Consider the following 21,706-nt stretch of genomic DNA (forward strand, 5'->3'; position numbering starts at 1 on the left):
CGCTGGCGGCTTTCGGACCTCACGCTCCCACGGCGCCGTCCAGGTGCGGGAGGAGGTGGTCGAGGCGCTCCCGTTTGGTCAGCAGATAGGCGAGGTTCTCCTCGCTCGGCTCCATCAGCAGCGGCACCTGCTCGGCGACCTCGACGCCGTGCCGCTCCAGCGCCTCGCTCTTGCGCGGGTTGTTCGACAGCAGCCGTACGGACCGCACCCCGAGGTCGTGCAGGATCTCCGCCGCCACCCGGTAGTCGCGGGCGTCGGCCGGGTGGCCGAGGGCCAGATTGGCCTCGACGGTGTCCAGGCCCTCCTCCTGGAGCTTCATGGCCTGCAGCTTGGCCAGCAGGCCGATGCCGCGCCCCTCGTGGCCCCGGAGGTAGACGAGAACGCCCCGTCCTTCGCGCGCGATGGCGCGCAGCGAGGCGGACAGCTGATCGCCGCAGTCGCAATGCCTGGACCCGAGGACATCTCCGGTCAGGCACTCCGAATGCAGGCGGGTAAGCGCTCCCTCTCCCGCGACGTCCCCGAATACCAGGGCTATTTGCTCTTCCCCCCGGTCGGGGTCCAGGTAGCCGACCGCGAGAAAACTGCCGTACTTGGTGGACAGCCGGATACTCGTCACGCGGTCGATCGCTGACGGGCGAGCAACGACGTCGAACGCTACATCAGTTTCAGTCATACGCCGATCTTATCCGCCAACTCGCCGACCGTGTGCGCGATAACAACATTGCCGCGTAACCTGCTCTTCAGGACACGCACGGAAGGCTGGATACAGATGAGCGATCCCGGAATTCAACCGCCGGTCACCGGCTTGCTGCCACGGGACACCACCGAGGACGCCAGGGAGCGGCAGGCGCCCATCGCCGTTCTTCCCATCGGCAGCTTCGAACAGCACGGCGCCTTCCTGCCGTTGACCACCGACACGGTCGTGGCCTGCACGATCGCCCGCGAGCTGGCCGCAGCCCACCCGGTCCAGGTCCTGCCGCCGGTCACGGTCTCGTGCTCGCACGAGCACGCGGAGTGGCCGGGTACGGTCAGTATTTCCGCGACCACTCTTTACGCGGTCGTGCGGGACATCGCCGACTCGCTCCGCCGGTCCGGTATCGGATCCCTGATTCTGGTGAACGGGCACGGCGGAAATTACGTGCTGCGCAACATCGTTCAGGAATCCGCCGGCAGCGGTACGCGCATGGCGCTATTCCCGGGCACGGCGGATTGGAATGCGGCCCGCACCCGGGCCGGCGTACAGACCCCGTCGCACAGCGATATGCACGCGGGTGAAGTGGAGACGTCGATCCTGTTGCACGCCCATCCGGAACTCGTCCGCCCCGGTTTTGAGACCTCCGATTTCCTGGCCGACGACCGTAAGCATCTCCTCACTCTGGGTATGCCCGCCTACACGAAGTCCGGCGTCATCGGCCGGCCTTCACTGGCGTCCGCCGATAAGGGAAAGGAACTGCTCGCCGGACTCGTGGACTCCTTCGGCGAGTACGTCTCGCTGCTCGCCCCGCAGGGGACCCGGTGAGCGGCCGCGGCGGCGTGCTCGACGCCGCGGAGGCCTGGGAGCGGCTGCGCGCCATCCGGTCGGAGGCGGACGCCGGGGCCGCCGGGCTGGTCCGGGACGCGGACGGCGGATGGGACTGGGGGCAGGACGCCTCGCCGGAGGCGCGGGAGCTCGCGCAGCGGTATCTGCCGGTGTGCCTGGCCGGGCCGCAGGTCACCTTCGCCCAGCTCGGGCAGAGCCTGGACGGCTTCATCGCGACCCGTAGCGGCGACGCCGACTTCGTCACGGGCGAGGAGGACCGCTGTCACCTGCACCGCCTCCGCGCACTCGCCGACGCGGTGGTCGTCGGAGCGGGCACCGCGGCCTCGGACGACCCCCAGCTGACGGTGCGTGCCTGCCCGGGGACCAGCCCGGTCCGGGTCGTCCTCGATCCGAGCGGCCGGGTGCCGCTGCACAGCCGGGTGTTCACCGACGGGCTGGCGCCGACGCTGTGGGTGGTGGGCGCGGGCAGCGGGCAAGCGGCCCCCGCCGGGGTGGACCTGCTGACGCTGCCGGACAGCGCGGCGTTCGCGCCCCGAAGGCTGGTCGCGTCGCTCGCGGGGCGCGGGCTGGGGCGGGTGCTGGTCGAGGGGGGCGGCGTCACCGTGTCACGCTTCCTGCACGAGGGGGCGCTGCAGCGTCTGTACGTCACCGTGGCGCCGGTCCTGATCGGCGACGGCGTGCCGGGGCTGCGCTTCGCCGGTACCGACGTGATGCGGGACGCGCTCCGGCCGCCGGTGCGACGCGTCACCCTCGGCGAGGACACGCTCTTCGCGTTCGAGCTGTTCCAGTAGTTCGAGCTGTTCGCGGCGGGCGCTGCGCCGTCCGGCGAACCACTGGACGGCGAGCACGCCGATACCGGGCAGGGCGGCGGCGAAGGCGAGCACTCCGTAGACCACCGCGACGCTCAGCCCCTGTGACGCGCCCAGCCCGGCGGCCCCGAAGGCCCAGGCGGTGACGCCCTCCCTCGGCCCCCAGCCGCCGATGTTCAGCGGCAGGGCCATGGCGATCAGCGCCAGCATCATCAGCGGGAGCAACTCGGCCGACGGGGTATGGGATCCGGCGACCCGGGCGGCGAGCAGGAACATGCCCAGGTGTCCGGCCAGCACGGCGAAGGAGGACACCACCACGCCCGGCCAGCTCGCGCGTCCGAGCAGGCCGAGGCGGGCCTCGGCCAGTTCGCCGCGCAGGGCACGGACCACGCGGTGCCACAGGGACACGGCGGGACCCTTGCGCAGCGTGACGGCCGTGACGGCGACGGCGACCGTGAGCCCGCCCAGCACGGCGAGGGTCCGCAGGACGTCCGGCGTCGCGACGAGGTGGCCGGTCTGCGTCAGCGCCGGGGAGGGGTCGGCGAGCAGCACCAGCACGCCGGCCACGATCAGGACCACCTGGCCGGCGGTCCGTTCGAGGACGACCGCGCGCACTCCCCGGGCGATGTCACCGGCGTTCTTCCCGTGCCGTACGGCCCGGTTGACGTCGCCGAGGACGCCGCCGGGCAGCGCCGCGTTGAGGAAGAGGGCGCGGTAGTAGTCGGCGACGGCCCGGCCCAGCGGCAGCCGGACGCTCAGGGCGCGGGCCACCAGGCACCAGCGCCAGGCGCTGAACACGGTGGTGAGCAGACCGATGCCGAGCGCGGCCAGCAGCGTGAGGCCGTCGATCCTGCGCAGGCCGTCCATGAAGGGGCCGGTGCCCAGCCGCCACATCAGCACCGCGATGAGGGCGATTCCGGCGAGGGTGCCGAGCCGGCCCCGAAGGGCGCGGGAGATCGTCGAGGTCATGAGGAGGTCCCGCCCGTCGTACCGCTCGTCGTCCCGCGTGTCGTGCCGCCCGCTTGCCGGGGCAGTGCCAGCAGGTCGCTGTGGTGCACCACCGCCCGCAGTTCGCCCGCCTCGCACTGCTCCAGGCGGAGACGCAGATACTCCTCGGCGCGCTCGCCGAGGTCCGGCCGCTGCTCGACGGCCGCGCCGGTCCAGCCGCGCAGCCATTCGGCGGTCAGCGCGCGATGGTCGTCGCCTAGGGTCTGTCCGGCCGATCCTGGCCGGATAGGCCGCGGCGTCTGGTGCGGTGCATCGCAAGGCGCCGGAGCGCCCTCAGGGTGGTTTCCTGAGGGTGTTCCGGCAACGCCGCGAGGTGCCGTGCCAGACGCCGCGGACCCGGCCAAGATCGGCCGGACAGACCCTAGCTGCCACGGGCTGTTGTGCACCCGTACGGTCGTGTCGCGCTGGTCGAAGGCCTCGCAGGCCGCCGTGACCGCGTCGGGGCCGAGCAGCCGGCGGCCGTGGTCCTCGCGGCGCTGGTGGGCGTTGAACGCGGCGGCGATCTCGGCGTCCAGCGGGTCGGCCGGCTCCAGCTCGACCCGTCCCATCACGGACAGCGCCAGCAGGGCCGGGCAGCCGGCGCGGGCGCAGGCGGCGGCGAGCGCGTCCACCTCGTCGCGGGTGAACAGGTCGAGCAGGGCCGAGGCGGTCACCAGGGAGGTGCCGGCGAGGTCCTCGGCGGTCAGGCCGGTGACGTCGCCGCGTACCGTCTCGACGGTGACGAGGCTTCCGTCGGCCGCCGTCGTGGGCATCCGCTCGGCGGCGAGGTCGAGCAGGTCGGGGTCGTGGTCGTGCAGCACCCAGTGCTGGGGGCCGTCCAGCCGGGGCGCGAGCCAGCGTCCCATGGAGCCGGAGCCGCAGCCGAGGTCGCGGATCACGATGGCCTGTCCGATCGGTCGCGCCGGGTCCGCGAGGCGGCGGCGCAGCGGCTCGACGAGCTCGGCGGCGCGGGCGGCCGCGTCGGCGCCCTCCCGCAGCTCCAGCCACTCGGGGGCGTAACGGGGTGCCTCGGTCGTGCTCACGCGATCCTCCGGGGCTCGTGGAGTTCTTCCTGTCGCAGCTGTTCCAGGGCGCCGGCCAGGCTGTGCGCCGTGGTCTGCCACCCGTCCAGCGCGGTACGCCGGCGCAGTGCCGCCGCCTTCAGCTCGCTGCGCGGGCCGGGCTCGCCGAGCCAGCGGCGCAGCGCGGCGGTGAGCGCCTCGGGGTCCTGCGGCGGTACGAGAATGCCGGGCACACCGCCGTCCGGTGCCTGCCCGAGGGCTTCGGGGAGCCCGCCCACGGCGGTGGCGAGCACCGGAACACCGCGCGCGAGCGCCTCGGTCACGGCCATGCCGTATGTCTCGGCGTGCGAGGCGAGAACCATGAGGTCGGCGGCGGCGTAGGCCGCGTCCAGCTCGGCGCCGGCCAGCGGGCCGGGGAGGTGGACGCGGTCGCCGAGGCCGTACTTCTCGATCAGCTCGCGGAGCCGGGCGACGTACTCGGGGTCCTGGCCCAGTCCCCCCGCGCAGACGCAGGTCCAGCTCAGGTCGGCGACCTCCGCGAGGGCCTCGACCAGCCGGTCCTGGCCCTTGCGCGGGGTCACGGAGGCGACGCAGAGCAGCCGCGGCACCCCGTCCGTAGCGGCCGTGCCGGGCGCGAGCGGCGCGAGGTCGGCGCCGGGCGCGGCGACGTGGACCCGGGCCGGGGCCAGCCCGTGGTGGGCGGCGAGCCTGCGGGCGGCCCAGCGGCTGGTCGCGACGACCGCCGAGACGGCGCGCAGGGTCTTGCGCTCCAGGACGTCCAGCTCGGCCGCCCGGCCCGGGGGCAGCCCGGTCTCCTCGCCCAGCGGCAGGTGCACCAGCACGGCGAGGCGCAGCCGCCGGGCCTCGGGGACGACGATGTACGGGACGGCGCAGGCGACGAGCCCGTCGAGCAGGACGACGGCGCCGTCTGGGAGTTCGGCGAGGATCCGGGCCAGTTCGGCGCGGGCGGCGGCGCCCGGCTGTGGCCAGGCTCCGGCGACGGCGTGCTCGTGGACCTGCCAGCCGGCGGCGGGCAGGTCACGGCAGATCCGGCGGTCGTAGGTGTTTCCGCCGCTGGGGGTCGCCGGGTCGTCGACGCCGCCGGGCAGCACGATGTGCACCACACCGTTCCCGCTCATAGAGCGCGCTCGTAACTCGCCCAGGCGATGTGCGATTCGTGCAGGGTGACGGAGATGCCGCTCAGGCCGCGCGCGCCCTCGCCCAGCGCCCCGGCGTGCACGCGGTCCGCGAGCCGGTCGGCGATTACCTTGGCCAGGTACTCGGTGCTGGTGTTGATGCCCTTGAAGGCGTCCTCGTCGTCGAGGTTGCGGTAGTTGAGCTCGCCGACCAGGTCGCCGAGTTCCCGGGTGGCCAGGCCGATGTCGACGACGATGTTGTCGTCGTCCAGCTCGGCACGGCGGAACGTGGCGTCCACGAGGAACGTCGCTCCGTGCAGGCGCTGCGCGGGCCCGAAGACCTCTCCACGGAAGCTGTGAGCGATCATGAGGTGCTCGCGGACGGTGATGCTGAACAACGGATGACCCTCCAGGTACGGCACGTCAGGCCCTCTGGCGGGGCCTGTCATCTAGTACGGGCATTGCGCGCTCTTGGTTCACCCGTAGAGAACGCGATGACACAACCCGGGCAATTCACCGGCGGCGATCGCCGTCATCACCTGGGGCAGCTCCTCGAACGCGCACTCTCCGGTGACCAGCGCGTCCAGGGCGGGATCGGCGAGCAGCTCCAGCGCGAGCGCGAGCCGGTCGCCGAAGGTCCGGCTGGCACGCCGGGCCGGGGACACCGAGCCGACCTGACTGCTGCGCAGGACCAGGCGGCGGGAGTGGAAGGCCTCCCCGAGCGGCAGGCTGACCCGCCGGTCGCCGTACCAGCTCAGCTCCAGGACGGTGCCCTCCGGGGCGAGGAGTTCCAGCGAGCGCGCGAGCCCGGCTTCGGTGGCGCTGGCGTGGACGACGAGGTCGCAGTCGCCCAGCGCGTCCTGCGGAAGCGCGAATTCGACGCCGAGAGCCGCGGCGATGCCGGCCCGCGCGGGCTCGGCGTCGACCAACTGGACGCGTACGGCCGGATACCGGGCCAGGACGGCGGCCACCGAGCAGCCGATCATGCCGGCGCCGATCACCGCGATCCGGTCGCCGAGCATCGGTGCGGCGTCCCACACCGCGTTCACCGCCGTCTCCACCGTCCCGGCCAGCACGGCCCGCGTGGCAGGGACACTGTCCGGCACCACGGTCACGGCGCTCGCCGGGACGACGTACCGGGTCTGGTGCGGGTAGAGGCAGAAGACCGTACGCCCCACGAGACTTTCAGGACCCTCCTCCACCAGGCCGACATTCAGATAGCCATACTTGACGGGTCCGGGGAAGTCCCCGTACTGGAACGGCGCCCGCATGGCGGCGTACTGGCTCTCCGGCACACCGCCCCGGAAGACCAGACTCTCCGTCCCCCTGCTCACCCCGGAACACAGCGTGCGCACCACGACATCGCCCTCACCGGGCTCCGGCAGAACGACCTCCCGGAGCTCGCCGACGCCGGGCGAGCGGAGCCAGAACGCACTTCCTGTGCGTTTCATCTGCGTCCTCCTGAACACTCGGGGCCTCTTTCACGTGCTCATAGGCACGAAGCCGCGATCACAGTACGCGGCAATGATCAACTTGGCGATACAGCCGGGAGTACACGGTGGCCCTGCAAGACACGCTTCACGCATACGAATACAAGACGTACGACTTCAAGACATACGAGTTCAAGACATACGGCACCAGGTCACTACGGCAGGAGACAGCCGCCGGACTGGGCGCGCAGATACTTCTGCTGCTCCTTCTCAGTACGGCCACCGGCCTGGGCCCGGCCGGACTGCTCACCGGCCTCGCGGTCTCCGTCACCGCCTGGGCCGTCCTCACCCGCGCCCTGGTGACCACCTGGCCCCGGCCCCGCACCTTCGGACCGGCCAACCGCGTCACGCTGGCCCGCGCCACTCTCGTCGGCGGCGTGACCGCGCTGGTCGCGGACTCCTTCCAGAACCCGCCGCCGGTCGCGGTCCTGGTTGCCCTCACCACCGTCGCCCTGATCCTCGACGCGGTCGACGGCCAGGTCGCCCGGCGTACCGGCACGGCCTCCGCCCTGGGCGCGCGCTTCGACATGGAGGTCGACGCCTTCCTCATCCTGGTGCTCAGCGTCTACGTCGCCACCTCCCAGGGCCCGTGGGTGCTGCTGATCGGCGGCATGCGCTACGCCTTCGTGGCGGCGGCCCGCGTCCTGCCGTGGCTGAACGGGGCACTGCCGCCCAGCATGGCCCGCAAGACGGTGGCCGCGTTCCAGGGCATCTTCCTGCTGGTGGCCGCAGCCGGGATCCTCCCGTCGATGGCGGCGTTCGGGGTGGTCCTGGTGGCGCTGTCGTCGCTGTGCTGGTCCTTCGGGCGGGACATCGGTTATCTGTGGCGGGTCAAAGCGGCCTTCGCGCCGCCCATGACGGATCGCGTCCGCTGAGCCCGATCACCCGGTCCAGCAGCGGGGCACCGGCCGCAACGGCGACCACGGGGCCGAAGGCGCCGCCCGGCGGGCGGTCGTCGGCGAACGCCGCGAGCATCGCGCACGACGCCTCGAGGCTCGCGGTGTCGGGCGCGTACGCCTGGCCCGTGGCGCGGGCCAGATCCCAGCCGTGGACAACCAGCTCGTCGACGGCGACCCGGCCCGCTTCGGCGGCGGGGAAGGTGATGCCGCCGGCCTGGGTCATGCCCTCCCACGCTCCGGGTTCGCGCCAGGTCGCGGCGAGCTCGTCGAGCGCCTTCGGCAGCTCACCACGCCAGTTGCCGTCGTCGTCGATGTCCGGCAGCACGGTCCCCGGGGCGGTGCCGGTCCTCTCGCCGAGCTCCTTGCGCCCCGCGTCGCGGAAAGCGACGCTCAGGCCGAGCAGATGCCCGAGCATGTTACGCACCGCGTACCCCGGGCAGGGCGTCGGCGCCTCGAGCTGATCGTCGGTGACGCCCTCGGCGAGCGCGGCGATCCGGCGCGCGGCCGGTTCCAGGTCGATCATGGGTGCACTTCCTTCGTCCTTCGGCCCTTCGGCCCTTCGGTCACACCCATGCAGACCGGTGCGGCCGCCGGAACTCATCGCCGTGAAGAAAAGTCCCTCTCGGCCGCAAGCGGCTCGACGGCCTGAAGCAGTTCGGCGAAGGCGCAGCGCAGCGCGGGCGAGGCCTCAGGGATCGCGAACGGCAAGCCCTGCGGCCGACGCCGGCTCCACCAAGCGCGTTCCTGAAGAGCACGCGCTTGTCCTCAATCGCCGGACGGGCTGAATTCAGCCCGTCCGGCGATTGAGGACGGAACCGGCCACCCGGACGGACCCGATCGCGCGGAAGAGCTACTCCTGCTTCTCGCCCGAGGCGAAGCGGGAGATGATCAGGGCGACGATGATGATCGCGCCGTTGAGGAACTGGTTCCACAGCGGGGGCACTCCGGCCAGGGTCATGACGTTGACCACGAGCTGGAGGGTGAGCACACCGGTCAGGGCGCCGAACAGGGTGCCGCGGCCGCCGTTGAGGCTGACGCCGCCGATGACGGTCGCCGCGAAGACCTGGAAGATCCAGCCGCTGCCCTGGTCGGCGGAGATGGAACCGTAGTGGCCGCTGTAGAGGACTCCGGCGAAGGCGGCGAGCAGGCCCCCGATGATCAGGACGATCCAGGTGATCCGGTCCACCCGGATGCCCGCGGTGCGGGCGGCCTCGGGGTTTCCGCCGATCGCGTAGAGGGCCCGGCCGTGCCGCAGCCAGGCCAGCGCGGAGCCGCCGATGGCGAAGAGCAGCGCGCAGATCCAGATGGCGGCGGGGACGCCGAGCCAGGCGGCGCGGCCGAGGTAGCTGAAGGAGGCGGGCATCTCGACGATGGACTGGCCCTCGGAGATGGCGATCTGGAGGCCGCGCAGCATGGTGAGCGCGCCGAGGGTGACGATGAATCCGTTGAGCCGCAGCTTGAGGATGAGGAAGCCGTTGACCGCGCCGATCAGCGCCCCGACGGCCAGGCACAGCGGTATCGCCGCCGACTCGGGGAAGAGCCCGAGGCCCGTGAAGCGTCCGCCGGAGCCGGGCAGGACCAGCCAGACCGCGATGACCGGGGCCACGCCGATGGTGGACTCCAGCGACAGGTCCATTCGGCCGACGATGAGGATCAGCGCCTCGGCCAGGACCAGCAGGCTCAGTTCGGTGGACTGCTGCGCCACCCCGATGAGGTTGTCCGAGGTGAGGAAGGCCGGCGAGACGATGAACCCGATGAGCCCCAGGACGAGGATGGCCGGGAGAAGCGAGAGCTCGCGCAGCCGGGAGAGGTCGGCCCGGCGGCGTGCGGTGCCGCTCGCCGCGGGCACCGCCTGCGCGGTGCCCGCGGCTTCGGTGGCATCTGTGGTGGCGGACATGGTCACCTTCCGGGCTTTTCGGCGGCTTCGGGGCGGGGTTCGGTGTCGTCGTCCTTGCCCGGTACGCCTTCCATCGCGGCGACCAGCTGGTCGTCCCGCCATCCGCGCCCGAACTCGGCGACCACCCGGCCGTGGAACATGGCCACGACCCGGTCGCAGACCCGCAGGTCGTCCAGCTCGTCGGAGATGATCAGGGCGGCCCGGCCGTCGTCGGCGACCTGACGGATCCTGGCGAGCAGGAATTCCTTGGACCTGACGTCGACCCCGTTGGTCGGCCGGATGGTCACCAGGACATGGGGGTCGGCGGCCAAGGCGCGGGCGACGACGACCTTCTGCTGGTTGCCCCCGGACAGCGCGGAGACCGGGGTGGCCGGGCCGGGGGTCTTGATGTCCAGGTCCTTGATCATGCGCTGGGCGAAGGCCCTGGTCCGGGAGGGCAGCACGATGCCGTACGGGCCGAGTTGGTCGGTGACGGTCAGCGTGGCGTTCTCCGCGACGCTGCGGTTGTTGACCAGTCCCTGAAGGCGGCGGTCCTCGGGGACCAGGCCGACGCCCGCGGCGAGCGCCGACGGCACGCTGCCGGTGCGGACCTCGCGGCCGGCCACCCGGATCCGTCCGGTCTCGGGGCGGTGCAGGCCGGCCACCGTCTCGCCGAGGCGTACGTTGCCGCTGGCGGCGGCTCCGGCCAGGCCCACCACCTCGCCGGCCCGTACCGACAGGGACAGGTCCCGGTAGGCGTTCTGGAGCGAGAGCCCGTCGCAGGCCAGCAGTTCCCGCGCGTCGCCCTCGGCCGCCGCGACGGCCTTGTCCGTCACGGCTTCGGCGGCGGCCGCGGCGGCCGTGGCGGTGCCCTCGCCGGTCATGGCCTCCACCAGGGCCTTGTGGCCGAGCTCGGCGACGGGGGCGGTGAGGATGTGGCGGGCGTCCCGGTAGACAGTGACGGTGCCGCAGAGGTCGTAGACCTCCTGGAGGTGGTGGGAGATGAAGAGGAAGGCGACGCCCTGCCGCTGCAGGTCACGGAGCTTGTCGAAGAGGCGGGCGATGCCGCGGGCGTCGAGCTTCGCGGTCGGCTCGTCCAGGATGATGAACCGCGCGCCGAAGGAGAGCGCCCGCGCGATTTCCACGAACTGCCGCTGTTCCACGGTCAGGTCCTTGGCACGGGCGGCCGGGTCGATGCCGACGCCGTACTCGGCGAGCAGCTGCTCGGCGCGCTGCCGCAGCGCCTTCCAGCGGATGGGCCGCAGCGCGCCGGGGCTCTGGCGGTCCAGGAAGAGGTTCTCGGCCACGGTCAGCTCGCCGATGGTCATGGAGTGCTGGTAGACGCAGGCGACCCTGGCCCGCCAGGCCTCGGTGTCGCCGGGGGACGGGGCCGGCCCGCCGGAGAAGCTCAGCGTCCCGGTGTCCGGCTGCTGCAGGCCGGTCAGGACGGACACGAGCGTGGACTTGCCCGCTCCGTTGCGGCCGACCAGGGCGTGCGCCTCGCCCTCGGCGACCGAGATACGGGCGTCGCGCAGCGCGACGGTGGCGCCGAAGCGCTTGCTGATCCCGGTCGCCTCGGCCACGGGGGCCGGTCGCCCGGTCGTGGTCTCCGCCATGCTGGGTACCGTCCTTCGCGTACGGATGGGTGGCTAGTGCTGTGGCTGGGAACGTTCGCCGGGTTGCGCAGCCCGCCGGCTGCGCTTGTCCTCAATCGCCGGACGGGCTGAATTCAGCCCGTCCGGCGATTGAGGACGGAACCAGAAGCCGGACGGACCCTGCAAACCATTCCGGTCACCGCACTAGCCGATGTTGTTGCCCCAGAGCGTCTTGTCGTCGACGTTGGCCTTGGTCACCAGCGGGGCGGGCAGCTGGTCCTCCAGGCCGTTGGGGATCGTGATGATGGTGGAGTCGTGGTCGGTCGCCCCGGGCTGGAAGGTCTTGCCGGCGGCCGCGGCCTCGGCGTAGTACAGCGCGTACTTGGCGTAGAGGTCGGCGGGCTGGGAGACGGTGGCGTCGATCTCGCCCTTGCGGATCGCGTCGAACTCCTGCGGGATGCCGTCGTTGGAGATGATCGTGATGTGGCCGGCGGTGCCCGCGGGCTTGAGCAGCCCCTTCTGCTTGAGCAGGGCCAGGGTGGGCTGGAGGAAGACCCCGCCGGCCTGCATGTAGATGCCGTTGAGGTCGGGGTGCTGGGCGAGCAGGCTCTGGAGCTTGGCCGAGGCGACGTCGCCCTTCCAGTCGGTGGGCAGCTCGAAGACCTTGATCTTGGGGAAGTCCGTCTTCATGCACGAGGCGAAGGCCTCGGAGCGGTCCCGTCCGTTGATGGAGTCCAGCGCGCCCTGGAACTCGGCGACCTTGCCCTTGCCGCCCAGCTGCTTGCCCAGGTACTGGCAGGCCTTGGTGCCGTACGCCTTGTTGTCGGCGCGGACCACCATGTAGACGTCGCCCTTGTCCGGCCGGGTGTCGACGCTCACCACGGGGATCTTCTTGGACGCCAGCGTGTCCAGGGTCGAGGCGATGGCGCCGGTGTCCTGCGGGGCCATGACGATCGACTTGGCCCCGGTGTTCTCGAAGACCTGGACGTTGGCGACCAGCTTGGTGACGTCGTTCTGGGAGTTGCTGAGCGGCAGGTTGTTGACGCCGTCCGCCTTGATGTCCTTCTTCAGGTACTGCGCGTAGGAGTTCCAGAAGTCGGAGTCCGATCGCGGCAGGTCGATGCCGATCGCCGGCTTCTTGGCGGCGCTCGTGCCCGCGCTCTCGCTTCCGCGGTTGCAGGCGGTGGCGAGGCCCGCCACCGCGAGGGCGGCCGCGGCGAGGGTGGCGGTGGAGCGCGTCGGTGTGAACCTCATGGCCGTGGTCTCTCCTTCTCCGGAACGGTGCAGCGGGGCGGCTGATCTACGGGCTCGGGGCCCGGGCTGCGGGCGGGTGCCGATGCGGCCGGGGCATGCCCGGTCCACAGCAGGGCCTCACGACAGGTCCGCGAGGGGGGTCTGCAGAGGGTCGATTCATCCGAGGTCTCCCGGACGTCGAGGACGTTACGACCGCATTGCCACTCTGACAAGCCCCAAAGTCGACCCGACTGCGCAAGCCGGACACCGGACCGGCCTCCGCCGCGCCGGGACACCTCCCTGCGAGTCCGCCGACACCATGGATGACCTGCTACGGAGTGGACCATCGGGGTGCCCGGGCGAGAGCGGGGCCCCGGTTCACAATTCGGCAACGCCCCAGCGACAAAGGCTTGCTCAATGGAGCTTCGCGCCACGAATTGTCCGTATTGCCGCTATCGGCGACGAGGCTGGAGTCGAAAACAGCCATAAGGCATGAAATCCGGCAGACCAAACCACGGTCCTCGGCTGACATGCCGGACCGTTCACCTGAAGTGGACGTGCCGGGCGCATAAGGTCACACATACATCCGAGGACTTGTTGCCTTCGCCGTCTTCCGCCTCTACAGTCACGAAGGCGCAAGACCTCCGATGTCTTGATCACGTCCCACAGAGCGGGCCGAACCCAGTGAAAGGCACTGCCTTGTCAGCGACACGAGCCCGCGTCACCGCGGTCGACACGTACGACATCCGGTTCCCCACCTCACGGGAGCTGGACGGGTCGGACGCGATGAATCCGGACCCCGACTACTCCGCCGCCTACGTGGTGCTGCGTACCGATGCCGCCGACGGGCTGGAGGGCCACGGGTTCGTCTTCACCATCGGGCGCGGCAACGACGTGCAGGTCGCGGCGATCGAGGCGCTGCGCCCGTATCTGCTCGGCCGGGAGGTCGAGGAGATCTGCGCCGATCCCGGCACGGTCAGCCGCGAGCTGATCGGCGACAGCCAACTGCGCTGGCTGGGCCCGGAGAAGGGCGTGATGCACATGGCGATCGGCGCCGTCGTCAACGCCGTCTGGGACCTGGCCGCCAAGCGCGCGGACAAGCCGCTGTGGCAGCTGCTGGCGGACGCCGAGCCCGCATGGCTGGTCCGCCAGGTCGACTTCCGCTACATCGCCGACGCCCTCGCCCCCGAGGACGCGCTCGGCCTGCTCACCCGGGGCAGGCAGGGCGCCGTGGAACGCCGGGCGGTGCTGCTGGAACGCGGCTTTCCCGGTTACACCACCTCGCCCGGCTGGCTGGGCTACTCCGACGAGAAGCTCACCCGCCTGGCCAAGCAGGCCATCGCCGACGGCTTCACCCAGATCAAGCTGAAGGTCGGCGCCGACCTGGCCGACGACATCCGGCGGCTGCGCGCCGCCCGCGCGGCCGTCGGACCGGACGTCCGCATCGCCATCGACGCCAACCAGCGATGGAACGTCGACGAGGCGATCCAGTGGACCAACGCGCTCGCCGAGTTCTCCCCGTACTGGATCGAGGAGCCCACCAGCCCCGACGACATCCTCGGCCACGCCTCCGTCCGCCGGGCGGTTGCCCCCGTCAAGGTGGCCACCGGCGAGCATGTGCAGAACCGCGTCGTCTTCAAGCAGTTGCTGCAGGCAGGCGCCATCGACGTGCTCCAGATCGACGCGGCCCGGGTGGGCGGGGTCAACGAGAACCTGGCCATCCTGCTGCTGGCGGCGAAGTTCGGCGTGCCGGTGTGCCCGCACGCGGGCGGGGTAGGGCTGTGCGAGCTGGTCCAGCACCTGTCGATGTTCGACTACGTGGCGCTGTCCGGCACCACGCAGGACCGCGTCATCGAGTACGTCGACCATCTGCACGAGCACTTCGTCACGCCGGTCGTGATGCGCGAGGGCCACTACACCGCCCCGACGGCGCCCGGCTTCTCCGCACAGATGAAGGCCGGGTCGATCGCCGAGTACCGCTACCCCGACGGTGCCTTCTGGGCCGCCGACCGCGCACGGCAGGAAGGCCGGACCGCATGAGTGACGACCTGACCGGCCTGCGGGCCCTGGTGACCGGCGGCGCCTCGGGCATAGGGCTGGCCACCGCGCTGCTGCTGGCCCGCCGGGGCGCCCGGGTCGCCGTACTGGACCTCACGCCCGGCGGACTGCCCGAACCGCTGCTGCCCTTCAAGGCCGACGTCTGCGACGACGCGTCGGTGCGGGCCGCCGTCGAGGCGGCGGCCACGGAACTCGGCGGCCTGGACATCGTGGTGAACAACGCCGGCATCGGCGCCATAGGCACCGTCGAGGACAACCCCGACGAGCAGTGGCACCGGGTGCTCGACGTCAATGTCCTGGGGATGGTACGCACCACCCGCGCAGCCCTGCCGTATCTGCGGCGCTCCGCGAACGCCGCGATCGTCAACACCTGCTCGATCGCCGCCACCGCCGGGCTGCCGGCGCGCGCCCTCTACAGCGCCAGCAAGGGCGCCGTGCTGTCCCTGACCCTGGCGATGGCCGCCGACCACGTTCGCGAGGGCATCCGCGTCAACTGCGTCAACCCCGGCACCGCCGACACCCCCTGGGTGGGCCGGCTGCTGGACGCCGCCGACGACCCCGAGGGCGAGCGGGCCGCCCTCAACGCCCGTCAGCCGATGGGCCGTCTGGTCACGGCCGAGGAGGTCGCGGCGGCCATCGGCTACCTGGCGAGCCCCGCCGCGGCCTCGGTCACCGGCGCCTCGCTCGCCGTGGACGGCGGCATGCAGGGACTGCGGATCCGGCCGCCCGCCACGTCATGACAAGCGCCGCGCCGGGCGGCAGAGCCGTACCCTCGTCCACGCCGACAAAGGAGCCGTCGTGAGAATCGCCCTGCACACCAAGGTCCGCGCCGACCGCGTCGAGGAGTACGAGGCGGCGCACCGCGAGGTCCCCGAGGAGCTGACCGCCGCCATCCGCGCGGCGGGGGCGAGCGAGTGGACGATCTGGCGCAGCGGTACCGACCTCTTCCACGTACTGGAGGTCGAGGACTACCCCGCCATGATCGCCGTGCTGGAGAAGCTGCCGGTCAACATCGCCTGGCAGGCGCGGATGACCGAGCTGCTGGAGGTCGTCCACGACTACTCGGCCGAGGGAGCGGACGCCTCGCTGCCCGTGGTGTGGGAGCTGTGACGGCCATGGGCACGGCCACGGGCATCGTCGACGCCCATCACCACGTCTGGGATCTCTCGGTACGCGGCCAGGACTGGATCACCGGCGAGCGGATGGCCCCGCTGGCCCGCTCCTTCACCCTCGACGACCTCGCTCCCGAAGCCCAGGCCGCCGGGGTCACCGCGACCGTCGTGGTGCAGACGGTCACCGTGCCGGAGGAGACCCCGGAGCTGCTGGCCCTTGCCGGGAAGGGCGAACTGGTCGCCGGGGTCGTGGGCTGGACCGACCTCACCGCTCCGGGTGTCGCCGACGAGCTGGCCCGGCTGCGCGAACTGCCGGGCGGGGAGCGCCTGGTGGGCATCCGTCACCAGGTCCAGGGCGAGCCCGACCCGCTCTGGCTGCTCCGCCCCGACGTCCTGCGCGGCCTGAGCGCCGTCGCCGACGCCGGGCTCGTCTACGACCTGGTCGTCCTGCCGCACCAGCTCCCGGCCGCCTACCGGGCGGCGGCCCGGCTGCCCGAGCTGGCCTTCGTCCTGGACCACCTGGGCAAACCCCCAATCGCCGCCATGAAACCGCGCCCCTGGGCCGACGACGTACGGGTCCTGGCCACGCTGCCCAACGCCTACTGCAAGCTCTCCGGCATGGTCACCGAAGCCGACTGGCACTCCTGGCAGCCCGCCGGCCTGGCCCCCTACGCCGACGCCGTCCTGGACGCGTTCGGCCCCGACCGCCTCATGTTCGGCTCCGACTGGCCGGTCTGCCGCCTCGCCGCCTCGTACGCCGAGGTCGTCGACACCGCCCGCGTCCTGACGTCCGGACTCACCCCGGCCGAGCAGCGGGAGGTCTTCTCCGGCACCGCGACCCGCGTCTACGGCCTGCCGGAACGGCCCCGCCCGCGTACGGGCGGGGCCGCCGGTCCGTCCTACCGGGACGGGGACGGTGTCCCGAGGGGCACCGGGGCGTAGCCGGTGGGCCGGGTGGTGAAGGTGCCCCGGCCCTGGGTGCGGCTGCGCAGGCGCGTCGCGTAGCCGAACAGCTCGGCGAGCGGCACGGTGGCGGTGAGCACCGCCGTGCCGGCCCGGGCGACGGAGCCGCAGACGCGGCCGCGTCGTGCGGCCAGGTCGCCGAGCACCCCGCCCACCGCGTCGTCGGGCACGGTGACCGTGACCTCGGCCACCGGTTCCAGGAGCACCATCGCGCTTGCCCGCAGGGCTTCCCGCAGGGCCAGCCGTCCGGCCGTACGGAACGCCATCTCCGAGGAGTCCTTGGGATGGGTGGCCCCGTCGGTCAGGGTGACCCGCAGCCCGGTCACCGGGTGACCGCCGAGCGGCCCCTCGGCCAGGGCGTCCCGGCAGCCGGCCTCGACCGCCTGGACGTAGCTCTGCGGGACCCGGCCGCCGACGACGGTGGACCGGAAGCCGAAGCCCTCCTCCATCGGCTCCACGTCGAGGACGACATGGGCGAACTGCCCGGCGCCGCCGTCCTGTTTGACGTGCCGGTACACCAGCCCGGACACGCCGCGGGCGACCGTCTCCCGGTAGGCGACCCGGGGCCGGCCGACGGCGATGTCCAGCCCGGCGGCACGGCGGATCCGTTCCACCGCCACCTCCAGGTGCAGCTCGCCCAGCCCCGACAGCACGGTCTGACCGGTCTCGGGATCGGTCCTGACCACCAGCGAGGGATCCTCCTCGGCCAGCCGCGCCAACGCCGGCACCAGCCGGTCGCTGTCGGTGTTCCTGGCGGCCTCGACCGCCACCGAGACCACCGGATCGGCGACGACCGGCGGTTCGAGGAGCAGCGGAGCCGCCGGGTCGCACAGCGTGGCCCCGGCGCGGGCGGCCTTCGGCCCGATCACCGCGACGATGTCCCCGGCCACCGCCCGGTCCACCTCCTGGTGGCGGTCGGCCTGCACCCGCAGGATCCGGCTGATCCGCTCCCTGCGCCCCGCACCCACGTCCAGCACCGCCTCTCCTTTTCCGATGGTTCCCGAGAACACCCGTACGTACGTCAGCCGCCCCGTCGCGGTCGAGTTCACCTTGAACGCCAGCGCCTCGAACGGCGCCGCCGGGTCCGCCCGGGGCGGCGGCAGGTACGCCACCACCGCGTCCAGCAGCGGCTCGATCCCCCGGTTGCGGTACGCCGAACCGCACAGCACCACCACGCCCTCGCCGGTACGGGTCAGGTCGCGCAGCGCGCGGGCCAGCGTCCCGGCGGACACCGACGACTGCGCGCAGAACTCCTCCAGCGCGGCCGGGTGGAGCTCAGCCACCGCTTCCTCCAGCAGTCCGCGGCGCCGCTGCGCCTCGTCCCGCAGCCCCTCCGGTACGGGGCCCTCCGCGAACGCGTCGGCGCTCCACACCAGGGACCGCATGCGCAGCAGATCCACCACTCCGGTGAACCCGTCCTCCTTCCCGATCGGCAACTGGACCACCAGCGGGGCCGGATGCAGCCGCTCGCGGATCGAGTCGACGGCCGTGTCGAGGTCGGCGCCGGCGCGGTCCAGCTTGTTCACGAACGCGATCCGCGGCACCCCGTGCCGGTCGGCCTGCCGCCACACCGACTCGCTCTGCGGCTCGACTCCGGCGACGGCGTCGAACACCGCGATCGCGCCGTCGAGCACGCGCAGCGAGCGCTCCACCTCGTCGGAGAAGTCGACATGGCCCGGGGTGTCGATGAGGTTGATCCGGTGGCCGTCCCAGGCGCAGCTCACCGCCGCGGCGAAGATGGTGATGCCACGATCGCGCTCCTGGGAGTCGAAGTCGGTGACGGTCGTCCCGTCGTGCACCTCGCCACGCTTGTGGGTGGTCCCGGTGGCGTAGAGGATCCGTTCGGTGACGGTGGTCTTGCCGGCATCCACGTGGGCGAGGATGCCCAGATTGCGGTACAGGTCGGTGCGCACGGCGCATGGCCTTTCAAGGTGATCGCGAACAGAGCAGCGCGATTCCCGGGCGGAACGGCCCGTGGACCTGCGGTCAGGTCAGGCGTTCGCCACGGACATCCGGTTCCGGCCGCGCAGCCGGCACCGGGCGCCGCAGGACACCAGGATCACCTCGTACCGTGACCGGGGAATCCGGGGAGCGACGACAGCGGTGCGGTTGCGCACGGCCGGGCTCCCCTCACTCGTCACGGTGCGCGCCACGACGCGGATGTGGTGGCGGCGCGCGATTCGTGGCGAGTGTAGTGAGGCCGCCGCAGCCGGTGCACCGGGTTTTCCCGCTCCGCTTGCGTCGACCTTCGACGGCCTCCCCTGCTACCTTCCGGCCGGTGACTGTGAATCCGACGAAGTCAGAGCTGCTCCACCGGGCGGAACCGGTGGGCGGCCCCGTCGAACTGCGCGGCGCTCTCGACCTGGAGCGCACCGGGGCCGGCTGGCTGCCGCACCGGCTGCCGCGCTGGACCCGGGACCAGTACCCGCCGGGGTCGCTGCAGGACGTCGTGCTCGAACCCTGCGGGGTGCGGCTGTGTTTCCGCAGCGAGGCGGACACGGTCGAGCTGGAGCTGCTCGCCACCCAGGGTGTGTGGGAGGGCGATCCGGTCCCGGACCGGGTCGAGGGATTCGACCTCGTGGTGGACGGGGAGGTGGCAGCGGCAGCGGTGTCCCCGGCGCGCGGCACGATTGTGGTCTTCAACGAGACGGGGGTGCTGAGCCGGACCGAGGGAGCGGTTGGCGCCGTACGCTTCACCGGCCTTCAGCAGCGGCCGGGAATGCACGAGTTCGAGCTCTGGCTCCCCCACCACACCCGGGTCGAGCTCACCGGGCTGCGGGCCGACGCGCCGTTCCACCCGCCCACCCCGGCCACCGCGCCGCGCTGGCTGCATCACGGCAGCTCGATCAGCCACTGCCGCGAGGCCCTGCGGCCCACCGGAACCTGGCCGGCCGTGGCGGCCCGCCTGGCCGGGCTGGAACTGGTCAACCTGGGCTTCAGCGGCCAGGCCCAGCTGGACGGCTTCACCGCGCGGGCCATCCGGGACACCCCGGCCGACCTGATCAGCCTGAAGCTGGGCATCAACGTGGTCAACGCCGACTCGATGCGGCTGCGCGCCTTCATACCGGCTGTGCACGCCTTCCTCGACACCATCCGCGACGGCCACCCGCACACACCGCTGCTGCTGATCTCACCGATCCACTCCCCCTCGGTCGAGGACCGCCCCGGCCCCTCCTACGTCGATCCGGATGCCGACAGGCTGTGGTTCACCACCTACGGCACCCCGGCCGAGGTCGCCGAGGGCCGGCTGAGCATGGAGTCGATCCGCGCCACGCTCGCCGCCCTGACCGCCGAGCGCGCCAAGAGCGACCCGCACCTGAGCTATCTCGACGGCCGCGAGCTGTTCGGCCCGGCCGACGCGGACCACCTCCCCGACAACCTGCACCCCGACCCGGTCGGCTACCGGCTGATGGGCGAGCGGTTCGTTCGTCTCACGCCCGGGTTCAGCGGCCGCTGAGGCGCCGTACGACCTCGCCGAGGACGGCCACCCCTTCGCCGATCTCGGTCGGCGTGCTCGCGGCGTAGCCGAGGACGAGACCAGGGGCGGCCGGGCGCTGGCAGTGCCAGGACAGCGGCTGGACCTTCACGCCGCGCGCGAGCGCGGCGGCGGCGAGGCCGGTGTCGGTGAATCGGGAGTCGGTGAATCCGGTACCGGTGAATCCGCCTTCGGCTTCGAAGGTGACCATCAGGTGCAGGCCGGCCGCCGCACCGTGCACGACCGTGCCCGGCAGGTGGGTCCTGACGGCGTCGATCGTCGCGTCCCGGCGGCAGCGGTGGCGCCTGCGGACCAGGCGCAGGTGGCGTTCCAGCTCGCCCGACTCCATGAGCCGGGCCAGCACCAGCTGCGGCAGTACGGAGGTGCCGAGGTCGGCGAACCGCTTGGCCGCCACCAAGGCGTCGAGGTACTTGGGCGGGGCGAGCAGCCATCCCAGGCGCAGGGCGGGAGCCAGCAGCTTGGACACGCTCCCGGTGTAGACGACCTGGTCGGCGAGGACCGACCGCAGGGCCGGTACCGGCGGCCGGTCGTAGCGGTGCTCGGCGTCGTAGTCGTCCTCGATGACCAGGCCGCCCTCCCCCGCCCAGGCCATCAGCTCGCGCCGCCGTTCCCCGCCGAGCACCACCCCCGTGGGGAACTGGTGGGCCGGGGTGAGCAGGACGGCCGGGGCGCCGGTGGCGCGCAGCGCGTCGACGCGTACGCCCTCGGAGTCGACCGGGACGGCCGGGGTGTCCAGCCCGCCCTCGCGCAGATGCTGACGCACCCCGAGCGACCCGGGGTCCTCCACCGCGACCTCGCGGATCCCGTCACGGCGGAGCACCCGCGTGAGCAGGGTGAGCGTCTGAGCGGTGCCGGAGACGATGACGACCTCGTCCGGGTCCGCCCTGATCCCGCGGTTGCGGGCCAGCCAGTTGGCGACGGCGAGCCGCAGCGCCGGTGCCCCGCGGGGATCGCCGTATCCGAAGTCGGCCGCCGAGAGGCCGGTGAGCACCGACCGTTCGGCGCGCAGCCACGCCGTACGCGGAAACGCGGCCAGGTCGGGCACGCCGGGCGTCAGATCGATGCGGGCTCTGGCCGCTCGCATCGCGTCGAAGACGTCGGCGCCGGGCGGTCCGGCGAACAGCGCGCTCGTGCGCGGCGGAGCGGCGGGCGCGGGAGACCACGCCGCCACCGGCGGAGCGGCGACGACGATCGTGCCGCTCCTCCCCCGGCCGGCGGCGTGTCCGTCCTCGACCAGGCGCTGGTAGGCCTCGGTGACCACGCCACGGGACACCCGCAGTTCGCCCGCCAGCACCCGGGTGGCCGGCAGCCGGCTCCCCACGGGCAGCCGGCCGTCGGAGATCGCCTGCCGCAGCCGCCGGGCCAGCCAGTCCGAGAGCCCGCCGGGCGGGGCGTCGGCGGTATCGAGCTGGAGGAAGTCGGACCCGGAGGTTCCAGCGGTTTTGGACCGGTCGGATGACCCCTCTTTGGACCTGTTCACCGGTCCATAG

Annotated in this window: 19 protein-coding genes and 1 pseudogene; 8 read left to right on the plus strand and 12 right to left on the minus strand. The window is 72.3% G+C overall.

All coding sequences use genetic code 11. The features are described from left to right. Positions 1-19 precede the first annotated feature (19 nt). Positions 20-673 (minus strand): GTP cyclohydrolase II, encoded by a 654-nt coding sequence (ribA, locus tag OG607_RS07240; RefSeq protein ID WP_405720175.1) that lies wholly within the window; start codon positions 671-673, stop codon positions 20-22. A gap of 96 nt (positions 674-769) precedes the next feature. Between ribA and OG607_RS07245 the strand changes: the two genes are divergently transcribed. Further along, positions 770-1,519, plus strand: coding sequence for a creatininase family protein (locus OG607_RS07245; protein ID WP_405720177.1), 750 nt, complete (start codon positions 770-772; stop codon positions 1,517-1,519). A 170-nt stretch (positions 1,520-1,689) separates the two neighbouring features. Continuing rightward, a pseudogene (locus OG607_RS07250) lies at positions 1,690-2,157 on the plus strand (RibD family protein); the annotation flags it as partial. Here OG607_RS07250 and OG607_RS07255 read toward each other — a convergent pair. From OG607_RS07255 to OG607_RS07275, 5 genes are all read right to left on the minus strand, one after another. After that, complete coding sequence (locus OG607_RS07255) at positions 2,146-3,318, minus strand: lysylphosphatidylglycerol synthase transmembrane domain-containing protein (protein ID WP_405720179.1); 1,173 nt, start codon at positions 3,316-3,318, stop codon at positions 2,146-2,148. The pseudogene OG607_RS07250 and the gene OG607_RS07255 sit on opposite strands and share 12 nt — an antisense overlap. After that, positions 3,315-4,460, minus strand: a complete 1,146-nt coding sequence (locus tag OG607_RS07260) for a class I SAM-dependent methyltransferase (RefSeq protein WP_405720181.1) — start codon at positions 4,458-4,460, stop codon at positions 3,315-3,317. The genes OG607_RS07255 and OG607_RS07260 overlap by 4 nt, the downstream gene beginning before the upstream one ends. Next, entirely contained in the window at positions 4,376-5,497 is a 1,122-nt protein-coding gene (locus OG607_RS07265) for a glycosyltransferase family 4 protein (RefSeq protein WP_405720183.1), read from the minus strand. Before OG607_RS07265 ends, OG607_RS07260 begins: the two co-directional genes overlap by 85 nt. Continuing rightward, positions 5,494-5,892, minus strand: coding sequence for a 6-pyruvoyl trahydropterin synthase family protein (locus tag OG607_RS07270; RefSeq protein WP_405720185.1), 399 nt, complete (start codon positions 5,890-5,892; stop codon positions 5,494-5,496). The genes OG607_RS07265 and OG607_RS07270 overlap by 4 nt, the downstream gene beginning before the upstream one ends. A 78-nt stretch (positions 5,893-5,970) precedes the next feature. Further along, on the minus strand, positions 5,971-6,945 hold the full coding sequence (locus tag OG607_RS07275; RefSeq protein ID WP_405720187.1) for a zinc-binding alcohol dehydrogenase: 975 nt from the start codon (positions 6,943-6,945) through the stop codon (positions 5,971-5,973). Positions 6,946-7,163: 218 nt separating this feature from the next. On the opposite strand from OG607_RS07275, the gene OG607_RS07280 reads away from it, so the two are divergent. Continuing rightward, complete coding sequence (locus tag OG607_RS07280; RefSeq protein ID WP_405736600.1) at positions 7,164-7,859, plus strand: CDP-alcohol phosphatidyltransferase family protein; 696 nt, start codon at positions 7,164-7,166, stop codon at positions 7,857-7,859. Here the strand turns inward: OG607_RS07280 and OG607_RS07285 are convergent. The 4 genes from OG607_RS07285 to OG607_RS07300 form a co-directional block, all read right to left on the minus strand. Beyond that, positions 7,816-8,406, minus strand: a complete 591-nt coding sequence (locus OG607_RS07285) for a TIGR03086 family metal-binding protein (protein WP_405720189.1) — start codon at positions 8,404-8,406, stop codon at positions 7,816-7,818. The two genes, OG607_RS07280 and OG607_RS07285, sit on opposite strands and share 44 nt — an antisense overlap. Positions 8,407-8,733: 327 nt before the next feature. After that, the gene (locus OG607_RS07290) at positions 8,734-9,780 is read right to left on the minus strand and encodes an ABC transporter permease (RefSeq protein WP_405720191.1); all 1,047 of its coding nucleotides are present in this window, start codon (positions 9,778-9,780) and stop codon (positions 8,734-8,736) included. 2 nt (positions 9,781-9,782) lie between these two features. Next, on the minus strand, positions 9,783-11,375 hold the full coding sequence (locus tag OG607_RS07295; RefSeq protein WP_405720193.1) for a sugar ABC transporter ATP-binding protein: 1,593 nt from the start codon (positions 11,373-11,375) through the stop codon (positions 9,783-9,785). A gap of 183 nt (positions 11,376-11,558) precedes the next feature. Further along, the gene (locus OG607_RS07300; protein ID WP_405720195.1) at positions 11,559-12,608 is read right to left on the minus strand and encodes a sugar ABC transporter substrate-binding protein; all 1,050 of its coding nucleotides are present in this window, start codon (positions 12,606-12,608) and stop codon (positions 11,559-11,561) included. 678 nt (positions 12,609-13,286) lie between these two features. On the opposite strand from OG607_RS07300, the gene OG607_RS07305 reads away from it, so the two are divergent. Genes OG607_RS07305 through OG607_RS07320 form a run of 4 tightly spaced genes read left to right on the plus strand, consistent with a single transcriptional unit; the run spans position 13,287 to position 16,699 of the window. Further along, the gene (locus tag OG607_RS07305) at positions 13,287-14,627 is read left to right on the plus strand and encodes an enolase C-terminal domain-like protein (RefSeq protein ID WP_405720197.1); all 1,341 of its coding nucleotides are present in this window, start codon (positions 13,287-13,289) and stop codon (positions 14,625-14,627) included. Continuing rightward, complete coding sequence (locus OG607_RS07310) at positions 14,624-15,385, plus strand: SDR family NAD(P)-dependent oxidoreductase (RefSeq protein ID WP_405720199.1); 762 nt, start codon at positions 14,624-14,626, stop codon at positions 15,383-15,385. Before OG607_RS07305 ends, OG607_RS07310 begins: the two co-directional genes overlap by 4 nt. Positions 15,386-15,443: 58 nt before the next feature. Further along, a complete protein-coding gene (locus OG607_RS07315; protein ID WP_405720201.1) occupies positions 15,444-15,755 on the plus strand; it encodes an L-rhamnose mutarotase in 312 nt (103 codons plus the stop codon). 5 nt (positions 15,756-15,760) lie between these two features. Beyond that, a complete protein-coding gene (locus tag OG607_RS07320) occupies positions 15,761-16,699 on the plus strand; it encodes an amidohydrolase family protein (protein ID WP_405720203.1) in 939 nt (312 codons plus the stop codon). Here the strand turns inward: OG607_RS07320 and fusA are convergent. After that, positions 16,657-18,633: an elongation factor G gene (gene fusA / locus OG607_RS07325; RefSeq protein WP_405720205.1), complete on the minus strand. Its 1,977-nt coding sequence runs from the start codon at positions 18,631-18,633 to the stop codon at positions 16,657-16,659. The genes OG607_RS07320 and fusA overlap by 43 nt on opposite strands. Before the next feature lie 365 nt (positions 18,634-18,998). On the opposite strand from fusA, the gene OG607_RS07330 reads away from it, so the two are divergent. Continuing rightward, on the plus strand, positions 18,999-20,177 hold the full coding sequence (locus OG607_RS07330; RefSeq protein WP_405720207.1) for a GDSL-type esterase/lipase family protein: 1,179 nt from the start codon (positions 18,999-19,001) through the stop codon (positions 20,175-20,177). On the opposite strand, the gene OG607_RS07335 is transcribed toward OG607_RS07330, so the two are convergent. Beyond that, positions 20,164-21,696 (minus strand): PLP-dependent aminotransferase family protein, encoded by a 1,533-nt coding sequence (locus tag OG607_RS07335; protein ID WP_405720209.1) that lies wholly within the window; start codon positions 21,694-21,696, stop codon positions 20,164-20,166. The genes OG607_RS07330 and OG607_RS07335 overlap by 14 nt on opposite strands. Positions 21,697-21,706: the final 10 nt, after the last annotated feature.

Origin of the sequence: Streptomyces sp. NBC_01537 (assembly GCF_045040445.1) — a bacterium.
Taxonomy (GTDB): domain Bacteria; phylum Actinomycetota; class Actinomycetes; order Streptomycetales; family Streptomycetaceae; genus Actinacidiphila.